A 21,808-nucleotide genomic window follows, 5' to 3' on the forward strand; every position below is an offset into this window, starting at 1 on the left:
CTCCCCCCGCCACCCCGCTTGTCGCGCTGGGTGTCTCCCTCCCTATAAAGGGGGCTCGCGGGCCGGCGCCCCCACCGTTTTCCCGAGATCGCGCCCCTTCTCTGTGGAAGCCGGTGCGCTGGAAGCCGGTGCGCGGGATCTGCGCCGGGTGGACCGCGCGCTCGCCAGGATAGCGGCGCGGCTGGAAGCGCGGCTCGACGACGGCTCCGACCACCTACCCCCGTGACACGGCCCGCGCCGAGCGGCGGAGCGGTTCGGCGAGGTCGGCGAGCCGGTACCCGGCGACCAGCCAGGGGTACACGCACACCCCGCACACCGGCGCCCGCCCGGCCTCGTGACGGACGAGAACCCCTTCGGCGCGAGTGCGGAGGACCGTCCCGGACCCGGGCACCGGCACCGTGACCAGCGAGCACCCGGGAAGTCGGTCCACCTGGGCCGCGGCCACCTCCCGCGCGCAACCGGCGGTCGCCCGGGGGAGACAGGTCACCACATCGGCGCTCTGCCGCCACCGCGCCCCGGCCCCTTCGGCGACCATGAGGAACCGGTCGGCGACCGTGCACGGACAGGCTGGCCACGCTGCCGCACCCCCGGTGCCGGGCGGGGACGGGCGCACCGCCCCGTCAGGGCGAGGGCCCGCGCCCCAGGCCCACACGGAGACACCCGCGTCCTCCCGGCTGTGCGTCCGGCAGCGGCTGACCGTCAGGCCCCCGGCGGCCTGAACGCCCATCAGGCCGCCGATGAGCGCGTGGCGGCAGCGGAGTCCCCGACGCTGGAGGGAGGTCATGCCCCCTCCGCGAGGTCGAAGCGCTCGGCGCCGCCGAGGGGAACGGGCAGGGGAACCGGATCGACGGTGACCGCCCGGTTCGGCTCGGCCAGACCCAGCAGGGAGTAGATCGTGCGCCGCAGGATCCGTGCGGCCCGCCCCGGCCTGGAGGTGATCATCGCGGCTATCCGGCGCTGATGGATCCGCGAGCGGCTGCCCATCGCCGTACGCACCTGCCCGGCCAGCGGCGTGTCCCAGCGCAGCCGGACGGCCCCGCGGCTGACCTGCTCCGCCAGACTCCCCAGGCGCAGAAAGGAACGCTGCGCCGGAGGGGCCAGCATCACCGGGGCGCCGATCGCCGCGCCGTAGCTGGTGACCGATCCATGGTCGCCGATGACCAGGTCGGCGGCGACCAGCGCGGCCCGCCATCCCTCCTGCGGCGGCAGCAACAGCAGCCCCGCACGCAGGCAGTCCGCGAACCACGCCCGCACCTGCCAGGTGCCGTGGACGCCCCAGACGTTGGGGTGAAGGATCGCCACCACTCGGTACTGCTCCGGCGGCAGCTCGCCCAACAGCCGGTCCAGCAGCTCCGGATGACTGCCGAGGACGGACTCCGGCTGCCAGGTCGAGGTCACCACCACCAGCTTCCGGCCCGCGCTCACACCCAGCGCCCGCCGATAGCTCTCCCGTAGCGGCACGCTCGCCACCAGCCGGTCGAAGCAGACATCGCCCGTCACGACCGCCACCGGCACGGCCTCGGGGCACGACTCGCGCAGCACCGCCAGCTCATCGTCGTGCGTGAGCGGCAGCGCGGCCGGCAGCAGCCGTCCCCGGTGCACCAGCCGCCCCCGGTCCAGACCGTGTGTCGGAGCCGCGTGGGAACCGGCGCTGCGCGCCCGCAGCCGGGACGGCATCACCCCCGCCCCGTGCGGCAGCAGCAGTACTTTCCCGTGCAGTTGCTCCACCGCCACCTCACTCGCGGCCAGGATCAGATCGAATTCGCACTGAACGGCCTGGTGCCACGGCAGCAGAAAGCCGCCCTGCGCCCGGACGAATTCCTCCGAGCCATGGCACACGGCGCCGTTCGTCGCCGGCGCCACGGTGAACATCACCGAAACACGGTGATCCGCTTCCAGCAGAGCCAGCACATCCATCAGCCGGATACCGGCCACCATGAACGGCACCACGACCAGTACGGTGTGGCACCCGGTCCGGAGCACACGACTGTGCGCCCCCAGACCAACAGGCCCGTTCAGCCATAAAGCCCCCGTTGCGGACACTGCATCCCCCCGAGTGTGTGGACCACTTCTCTCGGACGGGGTCTGCCGCACCTACTCGACGGATTGCTTGCAGGGACCTTGCGGAATCCTTGCCGCGGCTCGCCCACCGTCTCTGCCGCCCACGAAAAAGTGCCGGAAGCGGAAGCACTTCCGGCACGCGGGGTTCTCCGTATCAGGCGGCGGCCAGCGCGGCGTACCCCAAGGTGATGGCATACGGTATACAAACGAGCGCCGCGATTTCGGCGCTCAGATCCACGGCGAGCATGAGCAGACCTCCGACGAGCAGCCCCACTGGCGTTCTCCTCAGGGTGCGACAAGGGCGCCACCGGGACACCCGTTGTGATCTTGCCTTCGTCGGGCGATAGCGGATCATGCCACGGCGATAGGAGGCAAATCGGCATTTACCATTGTCATATGCCAATCGATGCCAGCCTTCTCTCCGGCCATCTGGCGGGAAACGGCTTGTTGGGCTGGCGCTCGGGCGATCGGCCGATACTGTCCGGGGCGTGGAGGAAAGAGGAATCGAACCGCTCCGGTTCTCTCTGCTCGGTCCGCTGCGCGGCCGGCGTGGCACCTCGGAACTGGCGCTCGGTTCCCCCCAGCAACGCGCGGTTCTCGCGATGCTGCTGCTGCGCCGGGGACACGCGGTCGGCGTGGCCGAACTCGTCGAGGGCGTCTGGGGCGGCGAGCCGCCACCGGGCGCGGTCGCCGTGCTGCGCACGTATGTCTCGCGGCTGCGCAAGCTGCTGGAACCCGTGCGCGGGCGCGGACAGGCGCCCGAGGTCCTGATGTCCCTCGGGGACGGATACGCCCTGCGGACGGACAAGGTCGCCACCGACCTCGCCGACTGCGAGGAGGCCGTCGCGCAGGCCAAGCAGCACCGGGCCGGCGGCCGGCCCGACCGGGCCCTCGGACCGCTGTGTGCCGCCCTCGCCGGGTGGGACAGCCACGCGCTGGCCGGGGTTCCCGGCCCGTACGCCGGGTCCGCGCGCCTGGATCTGGCCGAGCGGCGGCTGAGCGTCCTGGAACTGCGGCTGCGCGTCGAACTGGAGTTGGGCCGTCACGAGGCGGTCGTCGCGGAACTGCTCGCCCTGCGCGACGCCCACCCGATGCGCGAGGCCGTGAGCGAACTGCTGCTCCTCGCCCTGTACCGGTGCGGCCGGCAGGCCGAGGCGCTCGCCGCCTACGCCCGCACCCGCCGTACGCTCATCGACGAGCTGGGCATCGAACCCGGGCCGTCCCTGCGCGCCCTGCACACCCGGCTGCTGGCCGGTGACCCCGCCCTCACCCCGGCACCGACGCCGCCGACCGCCCGCACCGGCATCCGGCCCTCCCAACTCCCCACCGACCTGCCCGTGTTCACCGGCCGCCGCACCGCGCTCGGCCATCTCACCGCGCTGCTCCTCGGTGACGGCGGGCCGGGGGCGAGCGGCGCCACCATCGCCGTCGTCAACGGCATGGCCGGTGTCGGCAAGACCGCCCTCGCCCTGCACTGGGGCCACCGGATCGCCCACCGCTTCCCGGACGGCAGCCTCCACGTCGATCTGCGCGGCCACGGACCCGGCGGCACCGGCATGGCTCCCGGCGAGGTCCTCGAAGCGTTCCTCGTCGCGCTCGGCGTCGCCCCGCACGCCGTACCCGAGGGGCTCGACGCGCGGGCGGCGCTGTACCGCAGTGTCCTCGCCGCCCGGCGGGTGCTGATCGTGCTGGACAACGCCCGGGACACCGCCCAGGTGGAACCGCTGCTGCCCGGCGCGGCCGGCTGCCTCGTCGTCGTCACCGGGCGGGGCCGGTTCAGCGGACTGGTGGCCCGGCACGGCGCCCATCCGCTCACCCCGGCCCCGCTGAGCGCCGGGGAGTCGCGGGAACTGCTGGCCCGGCGGCTGGGCGGCGCCCGGATCGCCGCCGAGCCGGAGGCGGCCCGCACCATCGTCGACCTGTGCGCCGGACTGCCGCTGGCCCTGGCGGACGTGGCCGCGCGCGCCGCCCATCACCCCGGCTTCCGGCTCGCCCACCTCGCCGCCGAACTGCGCGACAGCCACGGCACCCTCGACGCGTTCACCGGCCACGACACCGGCACCGACCCCCGTACCGCCTTCTCCTGGTCCTACCGGGCCCTGTCGCCCGGCGCCGCCGTGCTGCTGCGCCGCCTCGCCCTGCACCCCGGACCCGACATCGGCGTGCGGGCCGCCGCCGCGCTGGCCGACGGGGACGGGCGCCGCGTCCGCGCGCTGCTGACCGAGCTGACCGGGGCCAGCCTGCTCATCGAGCACCTGCCGGGCCGGTTCGTCCTGCACGACCTGCTGCGCGCCTACGCCCGCGAACGCGCCGCCGAACAGGACACCCCGTACGAACGCGACACGGCGACACGGCGGTTGCTGGACCACCATCTGCACACCGCCCACCACGCCGGAGCCGTGCTCGACCCGTTCCGTACGGCCCTGCCCCTGCCCGCGCGCGCGGCCGACAGCGCGCCCCTGCGGTTCGCCGACGGCGAGCAGGCGACGACCTGGCTGCGCGCCGAACGCCAGGTGCTGCGCGCGCTCGTCGAGCACGCCGCCGACCAAGGCCACCACGAGCACGCCTGGCGGCTCGCCCACGCCCTGGACCCGCACTTCGACCGCCTCGGCCATCCGCACGACCTGCTGGAGATCCACCGCGCCGCGCTGCGTGCCGCCCGTGCCCAGGGCCACCCCGTCGGACAGGCGCACGCCCTGCGCGGGCTCGGTCTCACCCACACCCGCCTCGGACGTCCGGGCGAGGCGATCCCCCTCCTCGGCAAGGCCCTGGAACTCCTCCGGTGCTCGGACGGCCGGTCCGGCGGCGAGGGCGCGGTCCTGGACGAGATCGGCCGTACGTATCTGCTGCTGGGTGCCGCCGAGCGCGGCCTCGAACACTGCGAACGGGCCGTCCGCGCGCACCGGGAGGCCGGTGACCGGGGCGGTGAGGCCGCCGCGCTGGACGGCGCCGGGCGCGCGTACCACCAGTTGCGCCGCTACGAGCGGGCCGTCGAGCGGTTCGGGTGGGCCGTGCGACGGTACCGGGAGATCGGCGACCGGCGGCTGGAGGCCGGCGCGCTGCGGCGGCTCGGCGACTCCCACCACGCCGCGGGCGACCACGCGTCGGCCCGTACGGCCTGGTCGGTGGCCATCGCGCTGCTGGAGGTGGACGACCGGGAGCGGAGCCGTGCGGGGGCGGCGATCGGACCCGGTCACGGGGTCCGGCCGGTCTGGTACGAGTCGGCCGCGGGGTGAGGTGTGGGGGTGAGGGGTCCCGGACTCAGCGCACCCCGCGCTCCTCCAGCGCCGACTTCAGGACCCGCAGGGCGTAGTAGACCCGGGACTTCACGGTGCCCTGCGGGATGTTCAGGGCCTCGGCCGCCTGCCGGGTGGTGTGGTCGGCGAAGAAGGTCGCCCGGAGCACATCGCGGTGCGCGGGGGTCAGCGCGTCCAGTGCCTGCTGCACGACCACGGACGACAGCATCCGCTCGATGTCGTCCACCTCGGCGCTCCACTCGTCCAGCCAGGTTTCGCCGTTGATCTCCAACGGCCGCGCCATCCGTGTGCGGTGCGCGTCTATGACGAGGTTGCGGGCCACCCGGAACATCCACGGGCGTACGGCCATCCCCTCGTCGTCCACCAGATTGCGGGTGTTCCAGCAGCGCAGCAGCGTCTCCTGGACGACGTCCTCCGCGCGGTGGGTGTCGCCGCTCAGCATGCGCAGGACATAGGTGTAGAGGGCCGGACCGTGCGCCATGTAGAGGTCGCGCAGGGCCCGTTCCTCGGGCGAGGCCGCGTTCGCCGATCCGATGACCGTCACGTTCATGGTGTGCTCCTGCTCCTGGGGACGACCGGCGCCGGTCCGGATGACCGGGTGCCGGGTCGTCCCGGGGAACGGAGTGTTCCGAGGGGCGATCCATGAGCGATTGACGTCCGCTGTACGAGGCCGGATCAGACGTTTGCCGCCAGGGAGTCCACGTGTCCGCGCACCCGTTCGGCGACATTGCGGTGGCCGGGCGTGAGCAGTCCCCGGCGATTGAGGACGTCCCACAGGTGCAGCAGTTCGCGCCCGTGCACGAGGGCCGCCCGGTCGTCGTCCAGTTGTTGCCAGGAGGCCGCCGCCCGTGCCACGTCGCCGGGCGCCCGCAGGTCCCCGGACGCGCACCGGATCCGGGCCACGCCCAGGGCCAGGACGACGGCCTCGCGGTGCTCGCCGCACAGATGGGCGACGTACGCCTCCAGGGCGCGCGCCTCCAGCGCGTGCGGGTCCTCGGCGCCCGCCGCACGCGTCAGGCTCACCCGCAGCGCGGTCGCGGCGGCCAGCGCCTCCGCCGGGCGGCCCGCGGACACCAGCGCGTTGATCCGGGCGATGCGGTCGGTGAACTCCGTGGGGAGGGCTCCGGTTTCCGGGGTCTGCGGGGACTCCGGGGTCTGCGGGGATGCCGGGGTCCGGGTGGTTCCCGGGGTCTGCGGAGTTTCCGGGGACGCGGCGCGGGCGGCGGCTCGGGCGCGGCCCACCGCTGCGGCCAGGGCCGACGGGGTGGTGGCCGAGGGAGCGGTGGCCGGGGCGGTGGTGTCGGGTACGGGGGTGTCCGGGGCCTCGGGCTCATCGTGCTCGTCGGGCGCCTCCAGCTCTTCGGGCTCCTCCGGCTCCTCCGGCTCCTCGGGTTCCTCGGGCTCTTCGGGTTCTTCGGGTTCTTCGGGCTCCTCGGGCTCCTCGGGCAGGAGGAGGCGGCTGGAGCCGTCCGGGGAGACCTGGAGGGCGAAGTCGTCCAGGCCGGACCCCTGGTTCACGGTCGCCTCCACGGCACCGCCGCGCTCCTGCGCGTACCGCTGCAACCGGTCCAGTACGGCCTCGTGCACCGACTTGCCGGGGGCGGCGACGACGGGCTCCCCGTTGATCTCGGCGACCTCTTCGTCGGAGAGATACACCTCGAAACGGTCCATTGCTGTGCTCCTCATGCGGCGGGGGGTGCGGACGACGTGGCGGGGCTCGGGGTGACGCCGGGGGTGGCGCCGGGGGGCGGCGCGGCCAGACCGCCGTACTTGGCGAACTGGGCGCGGATGGCGGCGACATAGCCCTGTGCCTCGTTCGTGGCGGGCACCCCTTTCGCGGCGCGCACCGAGTCCATGCCCACGTGGTAGGCCGCCAGGGTGAGGTCCAGGACGCTGTCGTCGGTCTCGTTCGCGTCGATCATCTCCTGAGCCTGGTCCGCGAGATCGCACATATGGCGGCCCTGCGCCGCGATCGAGTCGGCGGCGTCGAAGGCGGAGGTCCTGTCGTTGTCGTCCTCGTCCTCGCCGTACCGCTTGAAGACATCCGGCGGCAGTTGCGAAATGCCTTCCTCGCCCTTCGCGCCGACCATCGCCGCGTTGAAGCCGGACTCCCGCTCAAGCTGGGAGGCGATGACGATCGGGCCGATCGCGAGGCACTTCGCACCGGCCTCCTCGATGGGGTCCACCAGGTCGGCGGGGACCGTGCCGGCCTCCAGCGGGCCCTTGCCGTCGCCCTCGAAGACGGCGATCACCTCGTCCGCGTCGTCCGGGCCGGCGGAGCCGCCACCGCCGCCGAAGAGCAGGATCAGCGCGATGAGCGGGGCCAGCAGGACCCCGAGCCCGCCGAAGACGATCACGACGACCACCCCGCCGGCCAGGATGAGCGGCATCATCAGACAGCCGCAGGAGCCACCCGCGATCAGGCTGTTCCGGACGGCCTTCGACTCATCGCCGCCCTCGCTGTCCGCCATCCGCGCGCGCCTTCTTCCCCTTCACTCCGGAGTCCCTCCGGAGCCACTCCAGAGCCACTTCGGACTCACTTCGGAGCCACTTCGAAAACACCTTGAACCGCCATGGGCGGACCGCCCGTTGTGCTGTCCGCCGGGCTCGACAGATCCCAACGGGCCCCAGGGCGAATAAGTTCAAACCGGTGGAAAAACAAGATGAGTCACAGCGGCGGAAGCACGAGCGACGAAGGGAGCGGGACGGAGATGGGCACGGAGATGGGCACTCGTTCGGCGAAGGCTCCGGGCCGGGAGCGCGGCCCGGGTCCGGGTCCGGGTCCGAGTCCGGCTCCGGGTTCGGCCCCAGGTCCGGCTCAGAGTCCGCGTACAGGTCCGGGGCCCGCCTCGCGGGCGTGGGAACGGGGGCCGAGCACCCCGCCGCCCACACCACCGGACCCACGGCCCGCTTCCGGCCGAGACGGCAACGGAAACAGCGCCGGAGACAGCGGCGGGAACGGCAGCGGAAACAGCGCGGGCAGGCGTACGAGCGGCAGGGCGCCGCGGATCGTCTCGGCGGCGCCCGCTGCTCCCGCGGCGCCGGTACCCGCGCCCCGCGCCCCCGGACCCGTACGCCGCACCGCGCCCGCGCCGGGCCCCGCCCGCGCACCCGCGCCCGCCCCCGGGCCGAAGCGCGCCCCCGTCCCTGTCCCCGCCCCCGTCCCCGTCCCCGTCCCCGAAGGCACCTGGGGGCATCAGCCCCGGCGGCCCCAGGTCGCGCGGGGGACGTCGCGGGGCGATGTCGGGTGGGTCAAGGCGCACGGTGGGGCCGGGGTGTCCTCGCTGGTGGAGGTGCTCGGCGGAGTGGATGTCGGGGGCCGGTGGCCGGAGCCGCGACGGGGTGAGCCCCGGCGGGTGGTGCTGGTCGGGCGGACCAGCGCGCACGGGATGCGGGCGGTCTCGCAGGCGTTGCGGGCGCTGGAGGAGGGGCATGCCCCGCAGGGGCTCGACCTGCTGTGCGTGGTCCTCGTCGCCGACGCGCCCGGCCTGCTTCCGCTCAGCCTGCTGCGCCGCGTCCGGGTCATCCGGTCCGTCGCCCGGGTGCACCGGGTGCCGTGGATCCCCGCCTGGCGGGAGGGCGGTGAGCCCCGGCGGCTGCCCGCCCAGCTCGTGCGGCTCGGCGACCTGGTGGGCGCCGGGTCCGGACGCGAGAGGGGCCGGTCATGATGTCCCCACTGGCCGCCCCGAACGAGAAGTTCTTCGACCCGGGCCCCGCGGCCGACACGATCCTCAACACCTTCGCCTGGTGCGCCTCGGCCGCGGGCGTCTTCGGACTGCTGGTCGTCGGCATCAACATGTCGCTCCAGCTGCGCCGCGGCGAACCGGGCGAGGGCGGCGAGCACTTCCGCGGCGCCTTCTTCGTCGGCCTCGCCTCGCTCATCGCCACGACGGCCGGCCCCCTCGTCTCCTACCTCGGCGACCTGGGCCTGAACTGACCAGCCCGACCAGCCCGACCAGCCCGCCCGCCCCGCCCGACGCGACCCGATCCCATCCGACCCGCCGATTCCCCGTCCCCGTACCCACCCCCGTGAACCGTCCCCCTCATCCCCCGCCGTCCCCGCCGTCCCGCCGTCCCCGTCTCCCGCACCACCGCGACCCTCAGCCCACCGCCCACCCCACACCGGTGGCACCGATTCCTCCCGGAGATCCTCATGTCCTCCCTGCTCCAGAAGACCTCCCAGCTGCTCGCCGCCGTGCCCGCGCCCGAGGGTGACGCCCCGCCCGAGCTGACCGAGAAGGTCGACACGGTTCTCAATCTGGTCGCCTGGGCGGGTACCGCCGCCGGGGTCGCCGGGGTGCTGGTGACCGGCGCGATGATGGCCATATCCGTGAAGCGGGGCGAGAGTTCCGAGCACATGAGCCGGCTCGGGATGGTGCTCGGCGGCTGCGTCCTGGTGGCCACGGCGGGCCCGATCGTCTCCTTCGTGTTCGCCTGAGCCGGAGGGACGGGCAGAGGGACGGGCACCCGAGATGTTCCTACGCAGGCAGCCGCGGGCCGAGGAGTCCGGGCCGTACTGGAGGCAGCCCAGCTGGCAGCTGTCGGCGGGGTTCCTCGCCGTCGTGGTCGTGATCGGCGGCCTGCTCGCGCTGACGTCGGCCGCGACGGGCGACACCGCGGCGGAACCGGCCGAGGCGACCGCGAGCGAGGGCCCGCTGTCCGGCGCTCCCCCGGCGGGCGGTCGCCCCGAGGGCTGCGCGACCGACGACAGCGCCGGTGACGCGCCGCCGAAGGCCGCGCCCGAGGACATCGACTGGCGCCCGCTCGGCGTCGCGCGGGTGCCCGTCTCGGCCTCGGCCGGGCCCACCCTGTTCCAGGGCGCCGTGTGGTGGTGCTTCGCGCACACGCCCGCGGGCGCCGCCCTGGCCGCCACCGTGATCCCCACCCAGATGAGCGAGTCCGGCTGGCGGACCGTCACCGAGCAGCAGCTGGTCGCCGGGCCCGGCCGGGACATGTTCGAGTTCCAGCGCTCCCTGAGCGCCGACACCGCCCGCCGCACCGACGGTTCGCCCGTCTCGTCGTACGTCGGTTTCTCCCTGATCGCCTACACACCCGACGCGGCGACCGTCTCGCTGCTCATCAAGGGCGGCCAGGGCTTCACCGCGACCGCGGTCGAGGTGCGCTGGAGCGACGGCGACTGGAAGGTGCAGGCCGGGGTCGACGGCTCGCTGTACTCGCAGATGACGACCGTCCAGGACACCAACAGTTATCTGCTGTGGGGAGCCGGCACATGACCTGCAAGACCGGCAACCCGCTCATCGACGCCATCCTCAGCTTCTTCAGCTTCCTGGGCGACCCCATCGGGACGATCCTGGGCACGATCGCGGACTTCGTCCTCTTCGCGGCGATCCAGGTGTACGGGGCGATCATCACCGGCATCCCGACGCTCGAATCCATGACGGTGTCCCAGCGGGTCAACGGCCAGACCCAGTGGATCGTGATCTATCTGGCGGTCGGCTCCCTGCTGTTCGCCGCCGCGCGTATGGCGATCGAACGCAAGGGCACCGCGGGCGTCACCGCGCTCAAGGGCATCCTGCGGGTCGTCCTGGTCTCGGGCGCGGCCACCACCATCGTCGGCGCGGCCGTCATCGTCTCGGACAACTACGCGACGCATCTGTTCAACGAGGGCGCGAAGGCGCAGCTCCAGCAGATCGGCGGCTGCTCGGACATCGGCGGGGTCGGCGCCTTCGTCAAGCTGATCCTCGCCTTCCTGCTGCTGATCGCCGGAATCCTCCAGACGATCCTGCTCTACATCCGGATGGGCGTCCTGATCGTGCTCCTGGGCACGCTCCCGGTCGCCGCCGCGGCCTCCATGACGGACTGGGGGGCCGGCTGGTGGCGCAAGCACATCGGCTGGATGATCGCCTGGCTGCTGTACAAACCCGCGGCCGGCCTGATCCTGTACGCGGGGTCGGTGATGACCGGTGCGGGCAAGAACGTGCCCGGCGCGGTCGACGGCACGATCCACACCCGGATCGCCGGTATCGCCGTGATGCTGCTGTCGGCCGTCGCGCTGCCCGCCCTGCTGAAGCTCATCGTGCCCGCCACGGCCGCGCTCGGTACGGGCAATCCCGGCGGGCAGGCGCCGAGCGTGGCCGGTGGGCTGGCCTCCGGCGCCATCCAGCTCGCCAGTCGGGGCGGCGGTGGCGGTGGTTCCGCCGCGGGCGGTGGCGGGCCGCTGGGGGCGCGCGGGCCGTCGGGGGCGTCCGGGGCGGGCGGGTCGACCGGGGCCGGTGGGTCTTCCGGTGGCGCCGGCTCCTCCGGCGCGGGTGGCTCCAAGGGCCTGGGCGGCTCCGGTGGTTCGGAGGGTTCCTCCGCCGGTGGCGGCGGGTCGAGCGGGGGCGGTCCCTCCGGCGCGGGAAGCGCCGGGGGCGGCGCGGGTAGTGGCGGTGCGGCAGCGGGCGCGGGGCGGGCGGCCTCGCTCGCCGGACCGGCCGCCGCGGTGGTCACCGCGGCGACCACCGCGACCCAGGCGGTCGCCCGCGGCGCCACGGAGGCGGTCGACGGCGCCGACGGCAACCTCGGGCACAACCAGTGACCCCCGGACGGCCGGGACGCGAGCGCCCCGCACATGGTCCCGAGGCGCCACCAGTGGCCCCCGGGACAGCCGGAGCCTGTCCTGAGGCCCGCCCCGTGACCCCCGGACGGCCGGAGCCCCAGCGCCCCTTGCGCGGGCCTCGGGCACGACCGATGACCCCCGGCCCTCGCCCCGGGGCCCGGGCCACCCGCCGGGGGCGCCCCCCCCGCCGCCGCGCGCGCGGGGGGGGCCCCCGCCCCCCCACCCCCCCCCCCCCCCCGGCCCCCCCCGCCCCCGGGGGCCCCGGCCGGTCCTCCCTCTCCCCCCGTACCCCCCACCCCTCCAGAAGGGACCCGCGATCCACATGTCCACGGAAGCCGCCACCCATCCGACGTACGGCAACTGGCGCAGGCCACGGCGGCCGGGGCTCGGGCCGCTCGGGCTGGTCGGCACCTTCGGGGTCTTCGGCGGGCTCGTCATCACCCTGCTGGCGTCGCTGATCTCCATGGAGGCCGCGCTGACCGTGTGCGTCCCGATGGTCATGGTGCTGGCCCCGCTCGCCCTGCGCACCCAGGACGGCCGCAACGTCTACCAGCTGGTCACCCTGCGGGTCGGCTGGTGGCGCCGGAAGGCGAAGGGCGCGCACCTGTATGTCTCCGGCCCGCTGTCGGCCCGGCCGGGCGGGCGGTTCCGGCCGCCCGGGCTGCTCAACAAGGTGACCGCGACGGAGGGACGGGACGCGTACGACCGCCCGTTCGGGGTGCTGCACCATCCCGCGCGCAACCTGTACACGATCGTCCTGGGCTGTGAGCCGGACGGCGGCGCGCTGATCGACCCGGACCAGGTCGACGTATGGGTGGCGCTGTGGGGCGAGTGGCTGGCCCGGCTCGCGCACGAACCCGGGCTGCGGGGCGCCTCCGTGATCGTGGAGACCGCCCCCGACCCGGGCACCCGGCTCGCGCACGAGGTGCTGCCCCGGATCCATCCGGACGCGCCGGCCGCCGCCCGCGCGGTGATGGAGGAGGTCGTCGAGCGGTATCCGATGGCGTCCTCCGAGATGCACACGTACGTCTCCCTCACCTACGGCGTCCCGGGCGGCGCGCGGCGCAAGAAGGACGAGGTCATCGCGGATCTCGCGATCCGTATCCCGGGGCTGCTGAGCGGGCTGGTCGCGGCCGGGGGCGGAGCCGCGTACCCGCTGTCGGCGGAGCGGATCGCCGAGGTCGTCCGGGTCGCGTACGACCCGGCGGTGGCCGCCGATGTGCTCAGCGCACGCGCCCAGCACGGCGGTACGGGCCTGGAGTGGGAGGACGCCGGGCCCGCCGCCGCCGTCGAGACGGTGAACGCCTACCAGCACGACTCAGGGGTGTCGCGGACCTGGCTGATGACGCTGGCGCCGCGCGGCACGGTCCGTTCCTCGGTGCTGCGGGGCATGCTGGAGGCCGCTCCGGTCACCCGCCGCAAGCGGGTCGCGCTGGTCTACCGGCCCATCGACCCGGCGACGTCGGCGCGGATCGTGGAGGCGGACCGGCGCAGCGCCCAGTTCATGGCCACGTCCGGCAAGGGCATGGTGCAGGCCCGTGCGGCCACCGAGGTGCGGGCGGCGGAGCAGACGGCGGCCGAGGAGGCGTCGGGCGCGGGACTGGTGGAGTTCTCGCTGATGATGACCGTCACCGTCGACACGATGGAGGAGCTGGCCGACGCGAGTGTGGCCGTCCGGAATCTGACCGCCGCGGCCCGTGTGCTGATGCGGCCCGCCGACCGGATGCAGGCGGCGGCGTTCAGCTGCACGCTGCCCGCCGGCATTCTCCCGTGGGAACAGACCCTGGTCCCGCACGAGTTGCAGGAGGCGCTGTGAGCGATCGGCGTGAGCGGAAGCAGGCCGAGCTGGCGGACCGGCTGGCCGAGGAGCGGCAGGCGGGGCGGGCGGCCGAACGGCCCGCGCCCCGCAAGGCCAGGCCCGCGCCGCGCCCCCGGCAGCTGTATGTACCGGCGCGCGGCTGGATCGGCGCGGGCGGGGGCCGGGTCGGCTATCTGGATCCGCCGACCATGTGGCGGGCCACCACCGTGCAGGCGTGCGGCATGTGGCCGTTCGCCGCCGGTTCGGGTTCACCGATGACCGGCGTGCCGCTGGGGCAGCATCTGTTCACCGGCGCCACGGTCTGCGGCGACCCGCTGAACTGGTTCACCCGGGCCCGCTACATCTCCAACCCCTCCCTGTTCATGCTGGGGATGCCGGGTCTGGGCAAGTCGACGCTGATCAACCGGATGCTGATCGGGCTGGCCGCGACCGGTGTGGTCCCGCTGGTCCTCGGCGACCTCAAGCCGGACTACGCCGACACCGTGCGGGCGCTGGGCGGCCAGGTGATCTCCATCGGGCGCGGCCGGGGCGGCATCAACGTCCTGGACCCGGGGGCGATGGGCACCGCCGCCGACCGGATCGGCGGCAAGGCGGGCGCGGTGCTGCACGCGGAGGCGCACGGCCGGGTGCTGAACATGGTCGCCGCGCTGATCACCATCGTGCGGGGCCGTCCCATGGACGACCACGAGCAGTCCGTGCTGTCCGCCGTCCTGCACCATCTGCGCGAACACCCCCCGGTGGGCCGACCGGTGCTGCTGCCGGATGTGCTGCGGGTGCTGACCGAGGGCCCCGACCGGGTACGCGCGGTCACCCTCGACCGGGGTGACGACACCCGTTACCGGGACGCCGTGGACCCGCTGCACCGCTCCCTGCTGGGCATCCTGGACGGCCCGCTCGGTGACACCTTCGCCTCCGAGACCTCCACCCGCATCGACCCCGACGCGCCCGCCGTGTGCATCGACATCTCCGGCATCGGCGAGGCCGACACGCAACTGACCGCCGCCGCGATGCTCGCCGCCTGGTCCGACGGGCTCGGCACGGTCGCCGCCTCGCACGCCCTCGCGGACGCCGGACTCGCCCCGCGGCGCTGGTTCTTCACGGTGCTGGACGAGCTGTGGCGCCCGCTGCGCGCCGCGTCCGGCATCGTGGACCGCATCGACGCGCTGACCCGCCTCAACCGCTCCCTCGGGCTCGGCGACGCCAAGATCACCCACACCCTGAAGGACGCCGAGGCGCTCGGCACCGACGCCGACCGGGCCAAGGCACGCGGGTTCGTGGAGCGGGCCGGGATGGTGGTGTGCGCGGGGCTGCCGAAGGCGGAGATGGAGGATCTGGGCAAGGTGGTGGGCCTGTCCCGGCGCGAGATCGACCTGGTGTCGTCGTGGTCGTCGCCGCCCGGCTGGGGCGTCACCGGGGAGAACGAGGAGCCGCCGGGCCGGGGCCGCTTCCTCATCAAGGTCGGCGGCCGTCCCGGTATCCCGATCAAGGTCGCCATCACGGACGCGGAACGCCGGCTGCACAACACCAACACCCGCTGGACACCGAACGAGGAGACCCAAGCGGCGCCGAAGCGGCGGCCGTCCGGCGGCCCGGGCGGGAAGCGGACGCGATGAGCAAGCAGCCCTCGGGCGGCGGTCCCTTCCACGACCAGATGCAGTGGGCCGTCGCCGCGATCATCGGGACCGTCCTGCTGATGTTCACCGTGGCCTGGGCGGGCGGCACCCTGGGCGCGGGGCTCACCGGGCACGGCTGGGACGCGCCGCCGTTCACCCTGTCCAGCGCGGGCGCGCTGGCCTCCGACGGCACGGCCGCACTGTGGCCGGGGACCCCGCCCGCCGCCGTTCTCGGGGGCGTCCTGCTGGTGCTGGCGCTGGTCGCGGTGCCCGTCGCCGTCGCCGTCCGTTTCCTCGGCGACCGCTTCACCCGCCCCGGCGGTCTGGCGCGCGCCCGCGACCTGGCCGCCCTGTGCCCCGAGGGCGTCGCGGCCCGCGCCCGCGAGCTGCGCCCCTCCCTCCAGGGCCGCGGCGACCTGCGTCCGGACGAGACCGGCAATCTCCTCGGCGACCTCGACCCCAAGGGCCCGGAGCTGCGCAGCAGTTACGAGGACGTGGAACTGGACCTGATGGCACCACGGGCCGGGAAGTCCACCGGCATCGCGATCCCCCGGGTGCTGCGCGCCCAGGGCGCGGTCCTGCTCACCTCCAACAAGTCCGACGTGTACGCGGTGACCCGCGCCGCGCGCGCGGAGGCGGGCACGGTGTGGACGTTCGACCCGCAGGGCATCGCGCACGCGCCGCGCGCCATGTGGTGGAACATGCTCGACGAGTGCCACTCCATCGAGGGCGCACGGCGGCTGGCCGGGCACTTCGTGGCGTCCGTCAACGACGACACGGCGAAGAAGGACTTCTGGATCGCCGCCGCCCAGAACACCCTCACCGCGCTGTTCCTGGCCGCCGCGCGCGGGAAGGCCCCGGTCGCCGATCTGCTGGGCTGGCTCGCCGACCCCGCCGACCGCACCCCGATCGATCTGCTGCGCGATGTCGGGCTGCGGGCGATGGCCGAGCAGTTGCAGGGCACGATCCGGGGCGCGGTGGAGACCCGGGACGGCATCTACGAGACGGCCCGGCAGACGGTGGCCTGTCTGCTGGACCCCGACATCCTCGCCTGGGTGACCCCGGACCCGGAGCTGCCCCAGTTCCGCCCGGACCGGCATGTCCTGGGCACCGACACCCTGTATCTGCTGTCCAAGGACGGCGGCGGCTCGGCGGCCGGTGTCATCGCGGGCCTGGCGGACTCGACGATGCGGGCGGGGGTGGTCGCCGCCGAACGCATGGGCGGCCGGCTCGACCCGCCCCTGACGGCCGTCCTGGACGAGGCCGCCAACGTCTGCCGCATCTCCGACCTGCCCGACCTGTACTCCCACCTCGGTTCGCGCGGCATCAATGTCGTCACCCTGCTCCAGAGTTACCGGCAGGGCGCGCGGGTGTGGGGCGAGATGGGCATGGACGCGCTGTGGAGCGCGGCGACCGTCAAGCTGCTCGGCGCGGGTCTGGACGACGCCGACTTCGTGCAGAAGATCTCCACGCTGGTCGGCCAGCACGACGTGCGGACGCCGAGCGTCTCGCACGGCAAGGAGGGCACCTCACGCTCGTACTCCTACCGGCAGGAGGCGGTGCTCCCGCCCGACCGGATCCGGGCGCTGCCCAAGGGCACCGCGCTGCTGCTGGCGACGGGTGTGCGGCCCGCGCTGATCCGGCTGCGGCCCTGGTACAAGGAGCCCGGGGCCGCCGCCATCTCGGCCGCGGCGAAGGCGGAGGCGGCGGCGATCACCCGGCGGGCCGCACAGCGGCTCACGCCGGGCGTCCCGCTGGAGAAGGGCCCGTATCCGGCCGGGCCCCGGGACGCCGCGCGAGCGTGACCGTGCGCAGCAGCAGTTCGGCGGGCCCGTACCGGAAGCGCCCGGTCAGCCGGGCGCCGAGGGCGAGCTGACCGCCGTACAGCAGTACCGAGCCCGCGAGGACGGCGGCGGCGCCCGCCCGGTCGTAGAGCCCGAGGCCGTACCCGGTGAAGACGAGGGCCAGGACCAGCGACTGGGTGAGGTAGTGGGTGAGGGCCAGGCGCCCGGAGGAGGCCAGCGCGGCGGTGAGCACCCGCGCCGGGCGCCGGGCGCTGTCGAGCAGCAGGAGCAGTCCGCAGACGTACGACGCCGTCAGCGCGGGTCCGGTCAGGACGGCCACCGCGTGTCCGACGTCGAACCAGCGGTTGTCCAGCGGCCAGTTCGCGCAGAGCGCGGAGACGATGCCGCCGAGCAGACCGAGGGGCAGCCAGCGCAGGGCCGTCCGGCGCAGCCAGGCCCGGTCCCGGCCGCGCCGCTCCAAGAGCCGCACCCTGCCCGCCGCGAACCCGGCGAGGAACGCGGCGAACAGGTCGGGGCTGTAGAGCAGGTTCGCGGCGATGGACCCCGGGAGGTCGGTGAGGTGGGCGCCGATCACCGAGAGCGCGTCGCCCCGGTGGGCGGCGATGGTGTCGGCGGCCGTGGGCGCGTACCCGGCGGCGGTCAGCGGCTCGGTGACGGCGACCGACGCCAGGCCCTCCAGGAGCAGCAGGGCGGTGAGGAAGACGACGAGTCCGGCGGCCAGTTTCACGGCGGTGCGCGGGGGGAGGCCGCGCGCCCCGTACAGGGCCAGCGCGAGGACGGCGTACGCCATGAGGATGTCGCCGGGGTAGAGCAGCACCGCGTGCGCGAGCCCGAGGGCGAACAGGCCCGCCGTGCGCCGCAGATGGCGGGGCCCGAACGGGACGCCCGCGCGGGCGGCGGAGCGCTCCTGGAGGACGAAGCTGTAGCCGAAGAGGAAGGAGAACAGCAGATAGAACTTGGAGGCGACCAGCGCGGTGATCAGCCAGGCCACCCCCCGGTCGAGGGCCGAGGCGTCCGGGCCGCCGCCGAAGACGTAGTACGGCCCCGCCATCATCTGGGCGTTGACCACCACTATGCCCAGCAGCGCGAAGCCGCGCAGGACGTCGAGCTGCACGACCCGCGCGACGGCTCCGCCGGATATGTCCCCGCCCGCATCCTCGCCGGTGTCCTTGCCTGCGTCCTTGCCGGTGTCCTTGCCTGTGCTGTTGCTCATGCCCTCGCTCGATGTCCGCGCCCGCGCCCTTGCCCGTGCTCTTGCCCTGCCCTTGCCCGCGCCTGCGCCCATGTCCTCGTTCATGTCCTCGTTCGTGTTGTCGTTCGTGTTGTCGTTCGTGTGGTCGTTCACGCCGACACCACGACCGCCGTGCCGAACGCCACCGTCGCCGACAGGAACCAGCCGAAGGACGGGGCCAGCAGATGGGCCACCGTCCACAGCCGGGCCGCCTGGGGCCGCTCGCGCGGATAGACCACCGGCACCCGGCCGCCGACCTCGGGCAGCCCGCACAGCGGCGCGTACCCCCCGGGGTCCATGACCAGCACCTGGCCGAGGTGGTCCGGGAACGCCACCAGGCCGCCGCGCCGGGGGTCGGCCGCCGCCCGTGCCATGACCGTCCCCATCGCCCGCAATCCGCGCGCCCACAGCCGCAGCGCCGTCACCCCGGCCCGCACGGCGAGCAGCAGAAACCCGAGCCCGCACCCCGTGCACAGCGCGAGCAGCGCCAAGGCGGCATCCATACGGTCCCTCTCACCGGCGTCCGATCCGTACGACCTTCCCCGCACCCACAACGGGCCCCGGGCTCCGGTCGGTTCCCGCGCCCTTGAACCGCGGTACGGCACGGCCCCGTTGTGAGGGCGAAGCACGCCTACGAAGGGAGCGCCGGACCCGATGAGACGGATGCCGCGCGCGCGGCTGCGCCGGTCGGTGGCGGTCGCCGTACTGGCCCTGGCGCTGACGGCGACGGGCGGGACGGCCGCACACGCGGAGCCCCTCACCACGCTCGCCGAGGTGCGCGCCGAACTCCAGCGCCTGTACCACGACGCCGCCGTGGCCACGGACAAGTTCAACGCGGCCGACGAGAAGGTGGACGCCCAGGAGAAGCGGGTGGACACCCTCCAGGGGCAGGTCCGCGCGGCCGAGCAGAAGCTGGCCCGGCTGACCTCGCTGGCCGGGGCGGCGGCCCGCGCCCAGTACCGGTCGGGTACGGGTGCCGCGCTGCCCGCCGAGTTGCAGTTCGTGCTGGCCGACGACCCCGAGCGCGCCCTGGACCACGCGTCCCTGGCCCGCCAGGTCCAGCAGGGCACGATCGACACGGTCACGGCCCTCACGGCGACCGGCGAGGAGCTGCGCGCCCGCACCGACGAGGCGTCCGAGGTGCTGGGGCGGCTGAAGACGGACCGCCGCGACCGGGACGCCGAACGCAAGACCGTCGAGGAGCGCATCGCCGCCGCCGAGTCGCTGGAGTCGCAGCTCGCCGCCTCCCAGCTCCAGGAACTGGACGACCTGGACACCCGGGAGGCGAGCGCCGCGCAGGACGCGTGGGTGGACACCGGGGTCCTGGACACGGTGGGCACCACCACGACCGCCGCCGGGAAGAAGGCCGTGGAGTACGCCGCCCGGCAGCTCGGCAAGCCGTACGTGTGGGGCGCCGAGGGCCCCGGCGGCTACGACTGCTCCGGCCTGACCTCGCAGGCGTGGCTGTCCGCCGGGCTCGTCATCCCCCGCACCTCGCAGGCGCAGTGGCAGGGCCTGACCCGTGTCCCGGTCGGTTCGATGCGCCCCGGCGATCTGATCGTCTACTACTCCGACGCCAGCCATGTCGCCATCTACATCGGCGACGGCGAGATGATCAACGCCCCCCGGCCGGGCCGGACGGTGTCCATCGCGCCGGCCGGGTCGATGCCGATCCTCGGGGTGGTGCGGCCCGATGCGTGAACCGGTGGTTGAACCCGACGGGTCGGGGGCGCAGGAGCCGCCCGCCCTGTCGCCCTTCATCCTCTACATGGAGGGCCCCGCCTACGCCGAGGCGCTGCGCGGGCTGACCCTGTGGACCCACCATGTGCTGCTGCCGGTCTACGGCCGGGAGGTCACCTCCTCGTCGCCCTGGTGCTCCCGCTGGTGGGAGCACCCCGAGGCGATCGCGCAGCTCCACGGCCTGTGGCTGGCCTGGGAGGAACTGACCGGGCCGGACGCGAGCATGACCGGCCCGGCCTCCTGGCACCGCGACTACCTTCCGGCGGTCATGGACGCCCTGCGCGACCCGCAGGGCCCGTTCGCGGGCTGCAAACCCGGGGGGCACCGGCCGAAGGAGCCGCCCGTCGTCGACGTACTGGACCCCTTCGGGCCGCGGCCCGGCCGACGCTGAACCGCCGCCCCGGCGCCTCACGTTGTGCCTGCCGTCCAATCCTCTGAAAGGAAAGGAAGGGTCACATGGCAGGGTCAGGTTCACGCGATCACGAGTCCTCGCGGAAGCGGGACTCGAAGAAGAAGGACTCGTCACGGCGGTCGTCGCCGCAGGAGGGCTCGTCGCGGCGGCGTTCGTCCCAGGAGGAGGCGGCCCAGCCGGACTCACCGCAGAGCAGCGCCTACTCCAACGCCAGCGACTACGCCTCCGTCTACATCGTCCAGGACCCCCAGACCGGTGAGATGGGCACCATGGCGGCGGGAGTGGAGGTTCCGGAGGACGCGCCCGCGCTGCCCGAGGGGGCCGTGCTCGGCGCCTTCGTGCCGAACACCGCCGACACCGGCCGCAACGCGGAGCCGGGGACGTACTTCGCGGTGTACCAGAACGCTGCCGACGCCAGTACGGCGGTCGCGCGGTATGTCGCGGCGACGGCCAAGAAGGCGGCGAAGTGGTCATGGGACAACCGGGAGTTCCTCGGCAATCTTCTGATCGACCTCGGACCCCAGGCCGTCCAGGGGCTCGCTCCCATGATTCCCTCGGCCCAGGACACCCTCACCCAGGTGGGTGCCATCGCGGGAGCCGCGCCGGTGCTGCGTGACGTGTATCGCGGGGTCCAGGAGTACCCGGAGCACGGCCTCTTCACGCTGAACAACGCCGCCCTCGGCAGCCGCACCGTGGGCCTCGTGGCGAACAGTGTCTCGGCCTTCCAGGAGGAAGGGCTGCTCCAGGACCGGCTCGGCGCGGGCGGCACCTGGGCGAACGGGCTCGGCACCGGGCTCGACCTGGCCAACGAGCGGCACAAGCAGGGCCGTACGGCGCAGGAGCCGGAGAACGTCGGGAACGAACGCGGCGAGGGCACGGCCCTGCACACCCTGCCCGACCGCACCCGCACCCGGGAGCGGGAGCAGGGGGCCACGTCCGCCGTCGCGCCGACCGCCGCCCATCACCGGCCGACGCGGGTGTCGACGGCCCCCGCGGCCAGCCGGGGCGGGGAGTCGTCGGGACAGGGGTCGAGCAAGAAGAAGTCCAGGGAGGGCCACCACTCGTCCAAGGAATCGAGGTACGAGCCGAAGAGCGGGTCGTCGTCCGGCAAGGGCAGGGGCCGTAGCTGACAGCCCCCGGCGGTCGAGCGGACCGCGGGGCCGCGACCCCCGAGGGAGGGGAGGGGGGGGGGGTGGGGGGGGAGGGCGGGGGGGTAGGGGGGGGGTCGGGGGGGGGGGGACGAGGGACTGGGTCCTGGCGCTGGGCCGCGGCTGCTGTGCCCCGCACGGCCCCGGGGCCGCCCGCATGACT

19 protein-coding genes are annotated in these 21,808 nt (G+C 74.2%); 12 read left to right on the top strand and 7 right to left on the bottom strand.

Features of this window, described 5'->3' with window-relative positions; translation table 11 throughout:
• Nucleotides 1–214 precede the first annotated feature (214 nt).
• Together ACFXAZ_RS10405 and ACFXAZ_RS10410 are read right to left on the bottom strand one after the other, a co-directional pair.
• The gene (locus tag ACFXAZ_RS10405) at nt 215–784 is read right to left on the bottom strand and encodes a hypothetical protein (RefSeq protein WP_384587377.1); all 570 of its coding nucleotides are present in this window, start codon (nt 782–784) and stop codon (nt 215–217) included.
• Nucleotides 781–1,983, bottom strand: coding sequence for a hypothetical protein (locus ACFXAZ_RS10410; RefSeq protein ID WP_384587379.1), 1,203 nt, complete (start codon nt 1,981–1,983; stop codon nt 781–783). Before ACFXAZ_RS10410 ends, ACFXAZ_RS10405 begins: the two co-directional genes overlap by 4 nt.
• 566 nt (nt 1,984–2,549) lie before the next feature.
• Between ACFXAZ_RS10410 and ACFXAZ_RS10415 the strand changes: the two genes are divergently transcribed.
• Nucleotides 2,550–5,297, top strand: a complete 2,748-nt coding sequence (locus tag ACFXAZ_RS10415) for a BTAD domain-containing putative transcriptional regulator (RefSeq protein WP_384587381.1) — start codon at nt 2,550–2,552, stop codon at nt 5,295–5,297.
• A gap of 25 nt (nt 5,298–5,322) precedes the next feature.
• On the opposite strand, the gene ACFXAZ_RS10420 is transcribed toward ACFXAZ_RS10415, so the two are convergent.
• The 3 genes from ACFXAZ_RS10420 to ACFXAZ_RS10430 form a co-directional block, all read right to left on the bottom strand.
• Entirely contained in the window at nt 5,323–5,868 is a 546-nt protein-coding gene (locus ACFXAZ_RS10420) for a sigma-70 family RNA polymerase sigma factor (RefSeq protein WP_384587383.1), read from the bottom strand.
• Between the two features lie 125 nt (nt 5,869–5,993).
• Nucleotides 5,994–6,989 (bottom strand): hypothetical protein, encoded by a 996-nt coding sequence (locus tag ACFXAZ_RS10425; RefSeq protein ID WP_384587385.1) that lies wholly within the window; start codon nt 6,987–6,989, stop codon nt 5,994–5,996.
• Between the two features lie 11 nt (nt 6,990–7,000).
• Nucleotides 7,001–7,789 carry a lytic transglycosylase domain-containing protein gene (locus ACFXAZ_RS10430; protein WP_384587387.1) on the bottom strand — a complete coding sequence of 263 codons (789 nt, stop codon included), beginning with the start codon at nt 7,787–7,789 and terminating at the stop codon, nt 7,001–7,003.
• Between the two features lie 804 nt (nt 7,790–8,593).
• Here ACFXAZ_RS10430 and ACFXAZ_RS10435 point away from each other — a divergent pair.
• The 8 genes from ACFXAZ_RS10435 to ACFXAZ_RS10470 all read left to right on the top strand — a co-directional run bounded on the left by ACFXAZ_RS10435 (nt 8,594) and on the right by ACFXAZ_RS10470 (nt 17,114).
• A complete protein-coding gene (locus ACFXAZ_RS10435; RefSeq protein WP_384587389.1) occupies nt 8,594–8,986 on the top strand; it encodes a hypothetical protein in 393 nt (130 codons plus the stop codon).
• Nucleotides 8,983–9,255 carry a hypothetical protein gene (locus ACFXAZ_RS10440; RefSeq protein ID WP_384587391.1) on the top strand — a complete coding sequence of 91 codons (273 nt, stop codon included), beginning with the start codon at nt 8,983–8,985 and terminating at the stop codon, nt 9,253–9,255. The genes ACFXAZ_RS10435 and ACFXAZ_RS10440 overlap by 4 nt, the downstream gene beginning before the upstream one ends.
• A 216-nt stretch (nt 9,256–9,471) precedes the next feature.
• Nucleotides 9,472–9,756, top strand: coding sequence for a hypothetical protein (locus ACFXAZ_RS10445; protein ID WP_384587393.1), 285 nt, complete (start codon nt 9,472–9,474; stop codon nt 9,754–9,756).
• Between the two features lie 34 nt (nt 9,757–9,790).
• On the top strand, nt 9,791–10,552 hold the full coding sequence (locus tag ACFXAZ_RS10450; protein WP_384587395.1) for a hypothetical protein: 762 nt from the start codon (nt 9,791–9,793) through the stop codon (nt 10,550–10,552).
• Nucleotides 10,549–11,856, top strand: coding sequence for a hypothetical protein (locus ACFXAZ_RS10455; RefSeq protein WP_384587397.1), 1,308 nt, complete (start codon nt 10,549–10,551; stop codon nt 11,854–11,856). Before ACFXAZ_RS10450 ends, ACFXAZ_RS10455 begins: the two co-directional genes overlap by 4 nt.
• Before the next feature lie 343 nt (nt 11,857–12,199).
• Nucleotides 12,200–13,693 (top strand): SCO6880 family protein, encoded by a 1,494-nt coding sequence (locus ACFXAZ_RS10460; RefSeq protein WP_384587399.1) that lies wholly within the window; start codon nt 12,200–12,202, stop codon nt 13,691–13,693.
• Complete coding sequence (locus ACFXAZ_RS10465; protein WP_384587400.1) at nt 13,690–15,309, top strand: ATP/GTP-binding protein; 1,620 nt, start codon at nt 13,690–13,692, stop codon at nt 15,307–15,309. Before ACFXAZ_RS10460 ends, ACFXAZ_RS10465 begins: the two co-directional genes overlap by 4 nt.
• On the top strand, nt 15,306–17,114 hold the full coding sequence (locus ACFXAZ_RS10470; RefSeq protein ID WP_384587402.1) for a type IV secretory system conjugative DNA transfer family protein: 1,809 nt from the start codon (nt 15,306–15,308) through the stop codon (nt 17,112–17,114). Before ACFXAZ_RS10465 ends, ACFXAZ_RS10470 begins: the two co-directional genes overlap by 4 nt.
• Here ACFXAZ_RS10470 and ACFXAZ_RS10475 read toward each other — a convergent pair.
• Complete coding sequence (locus tag ACFXAZ_RS10475; protein ID WP_384587404.1) at nt 17,047–18,459, bottom strand: DUF418 domain-containing protein; 1,413 nt, start codon at nt 18,457–18,459, stop codon at nt 17,047–17,049. The genes ACFXAZ_RS10470 and ACFXAZ_RS10475 overlap by 68 nt on opposite strands.
• Nucleotides 18,456–18,848, bottom strand: coding sequence for a hypothetical protein (locus tag ACFXAZ_RS10480; RefSeq protein ID WP_384587406.1), 393 nt, complete (start codon nt 18,846–18,848; stop codon nt 18,456–18,458). Before ACFXAZ_RS10480 ends, ACFXAZ_RS10475 begins: the two co-directional genes overlap by 4 nt.
• A 151-nt stretch (nt 18,849–18,999) precedes the next feature.
• On the opposite strand from ACFXAZ_RS10480, the gene ACFXAZ_RS10485 reads away from it, so the two are divergent.
• The 3 genes from ACFXAZ_RS10485 (at nt 19,000) to ACFXAZ_RS10495 (ending at nt 21,627) form a co-directional block, all read left to right on the top strand.
• On the top strand, nt 19,000–20,046 hold the full coding sequence (locus tag ACFXAZ_RS10485) for an NlpC/P60 family protein (RefSeq protein WP_384587408.1): 1,047 nt from the start codon (nt 19,000–19,002) through the stop codon (nt 20,044–20,046).
• A complete protein-coding gene (locus ACFXAZ_RS10490; protein ID WP_384587410.1) occupies nt 20,039–20,476 on the top strand; it encodes a DUF4913 domain-containing protein in 438 nt (145 codons plus the stop codon). Before ACFXAZ_RS10485 ends, ACFXAZ_RS10490 begins: the two co-directional genes overlap by 8 nt.
• 65 nt (nt 20,477–20,541) lie before the next feature.
• Entirely contained in the window at nt 20,542–21,627 is a 1,086-nt protein-coding gene (locus ACFXAZ_RS10495) for a hypothetical protein (RefSeq protein ID WP_384587411.1), read from the top strand.
• Nucleotides 21,628–21,808: the final 181 nt, after the last annotated feature.

Source organism: Streptomyces sp. NPDC059477, from assembly GCF_042749375.1.
Lineage (GTDB): Bacteria > Actinomycetota > Actinomycetes > Streptomycetales > Streptomycetaceae > Streptomyces.

Excerpts from the sequence above, each read along its gene's own strand:
- ACFXAZ_RS10440 (WP_384587391.1), top strand. The coding sequence starts at position 8,983 with ATGATGTCCCCACTGGCCGCCCCGAACGAGAAGTTCTTCGACCCGGGC.
- ACFXAZ_RS10490 (WP_384587410.1), top strand. The coding sequence starts at position 20,039 with ATGCGTGAACCGGTGGTTGAACCCGACGGGTCGGGGGCGCAGGAGCCG.
- ACFXAZ_RS10495 (WP_384587411.1), top strand. The coding sequence starts at position 20,542 with ATGGCAGGGTCAGGTTCACGCGATCACGAGTCCTCGCGGAAGCGGGAC.
- ACFXAZ_RS10460 (WP_384587399.1), top strand. The coding sequence starts at position 12,200 with ATGTCCACGGAAGCCGCCACCCATCCGACGTACGGCAACTGGCGCAGG.
- ACFXAZ_RS10470 (WP_384587402.1), top strand. The coding sequence starts at position 15,306 with ATGAGCAAGCAGCCCTCGGGCGGCGGTCCCTTCCACGACCAGATGCAG.
- ACFXAZ_RS10420 (WP_384587383.1), bottom strand. The coding sequence starts at position 5,868 with ATGAACGTGACGGTCATCGGATCGGCGAACGCGGCCTCGCCCGAGGAA.
- ACFXAZ_RS10405 (WP_384587377.1), bottom strand. The coding sequence starts at position 784 with ATGACCTCCCTCCAGCGTCGGGGACTCCGCTGCCGCCACGCGCTCATC.
- ACFXAZ_RS10425 (WP_384587385.1), bottom strand. The coding sequence starts at position 6,989 with ATGGACCGTTTCGAGGTGTATCTCTCCGACGAAGAGGTCGCCGAGATC.
- ACFXAZ_RS10450 (WP_384587395.1), top strand. The coding sequence starts at position 9,791 with ATGTTCCTACGCAGGCAGCCGCGGGCCGAGGAGTCCGGGCCGTACTGG.
- ACFXAZ_RS10485 (WP_384587408.1), top strand. The coding sequence starts at position 19,000 with ATGAGACGGATGCCGCGCGCGCGGCTGCGCCGGTCGGTGGCGGTCGCC.
- ACFXAZ_RS10455 (WP_384587397.1), top strand. The coding sequence starts at position 10,549 with ATGACCTGCAAGACCGGCAACCCGCTCATCGACGCCATCCTCAGCTTC.
- ACFXAZ_RS10430 (WP_384587387.1), bottom strand. The coding sequence starts at position 7,789 with ATGGCGGACAGCGAGGGCGGCGATGAGTCGAAGGCCGTCCGGAACAGC.
- ACFXAZ_RS10445 (WP_384587393.1), top strand. The coding sequence starts at position 9,472 with ATGTCCTCCCTGCTCCAGAAGACCTCCCAGCTGCTCGCCGCCGTGCCC.
- ACFXAZ_RS10480 (WP_384587406.1), bottom strand. The coding sequence starts at position 18,848 with ATGGATGCCGCCTTGGCGCTGCTCGCGCTGTGCACGGGGTGCGGGCTC.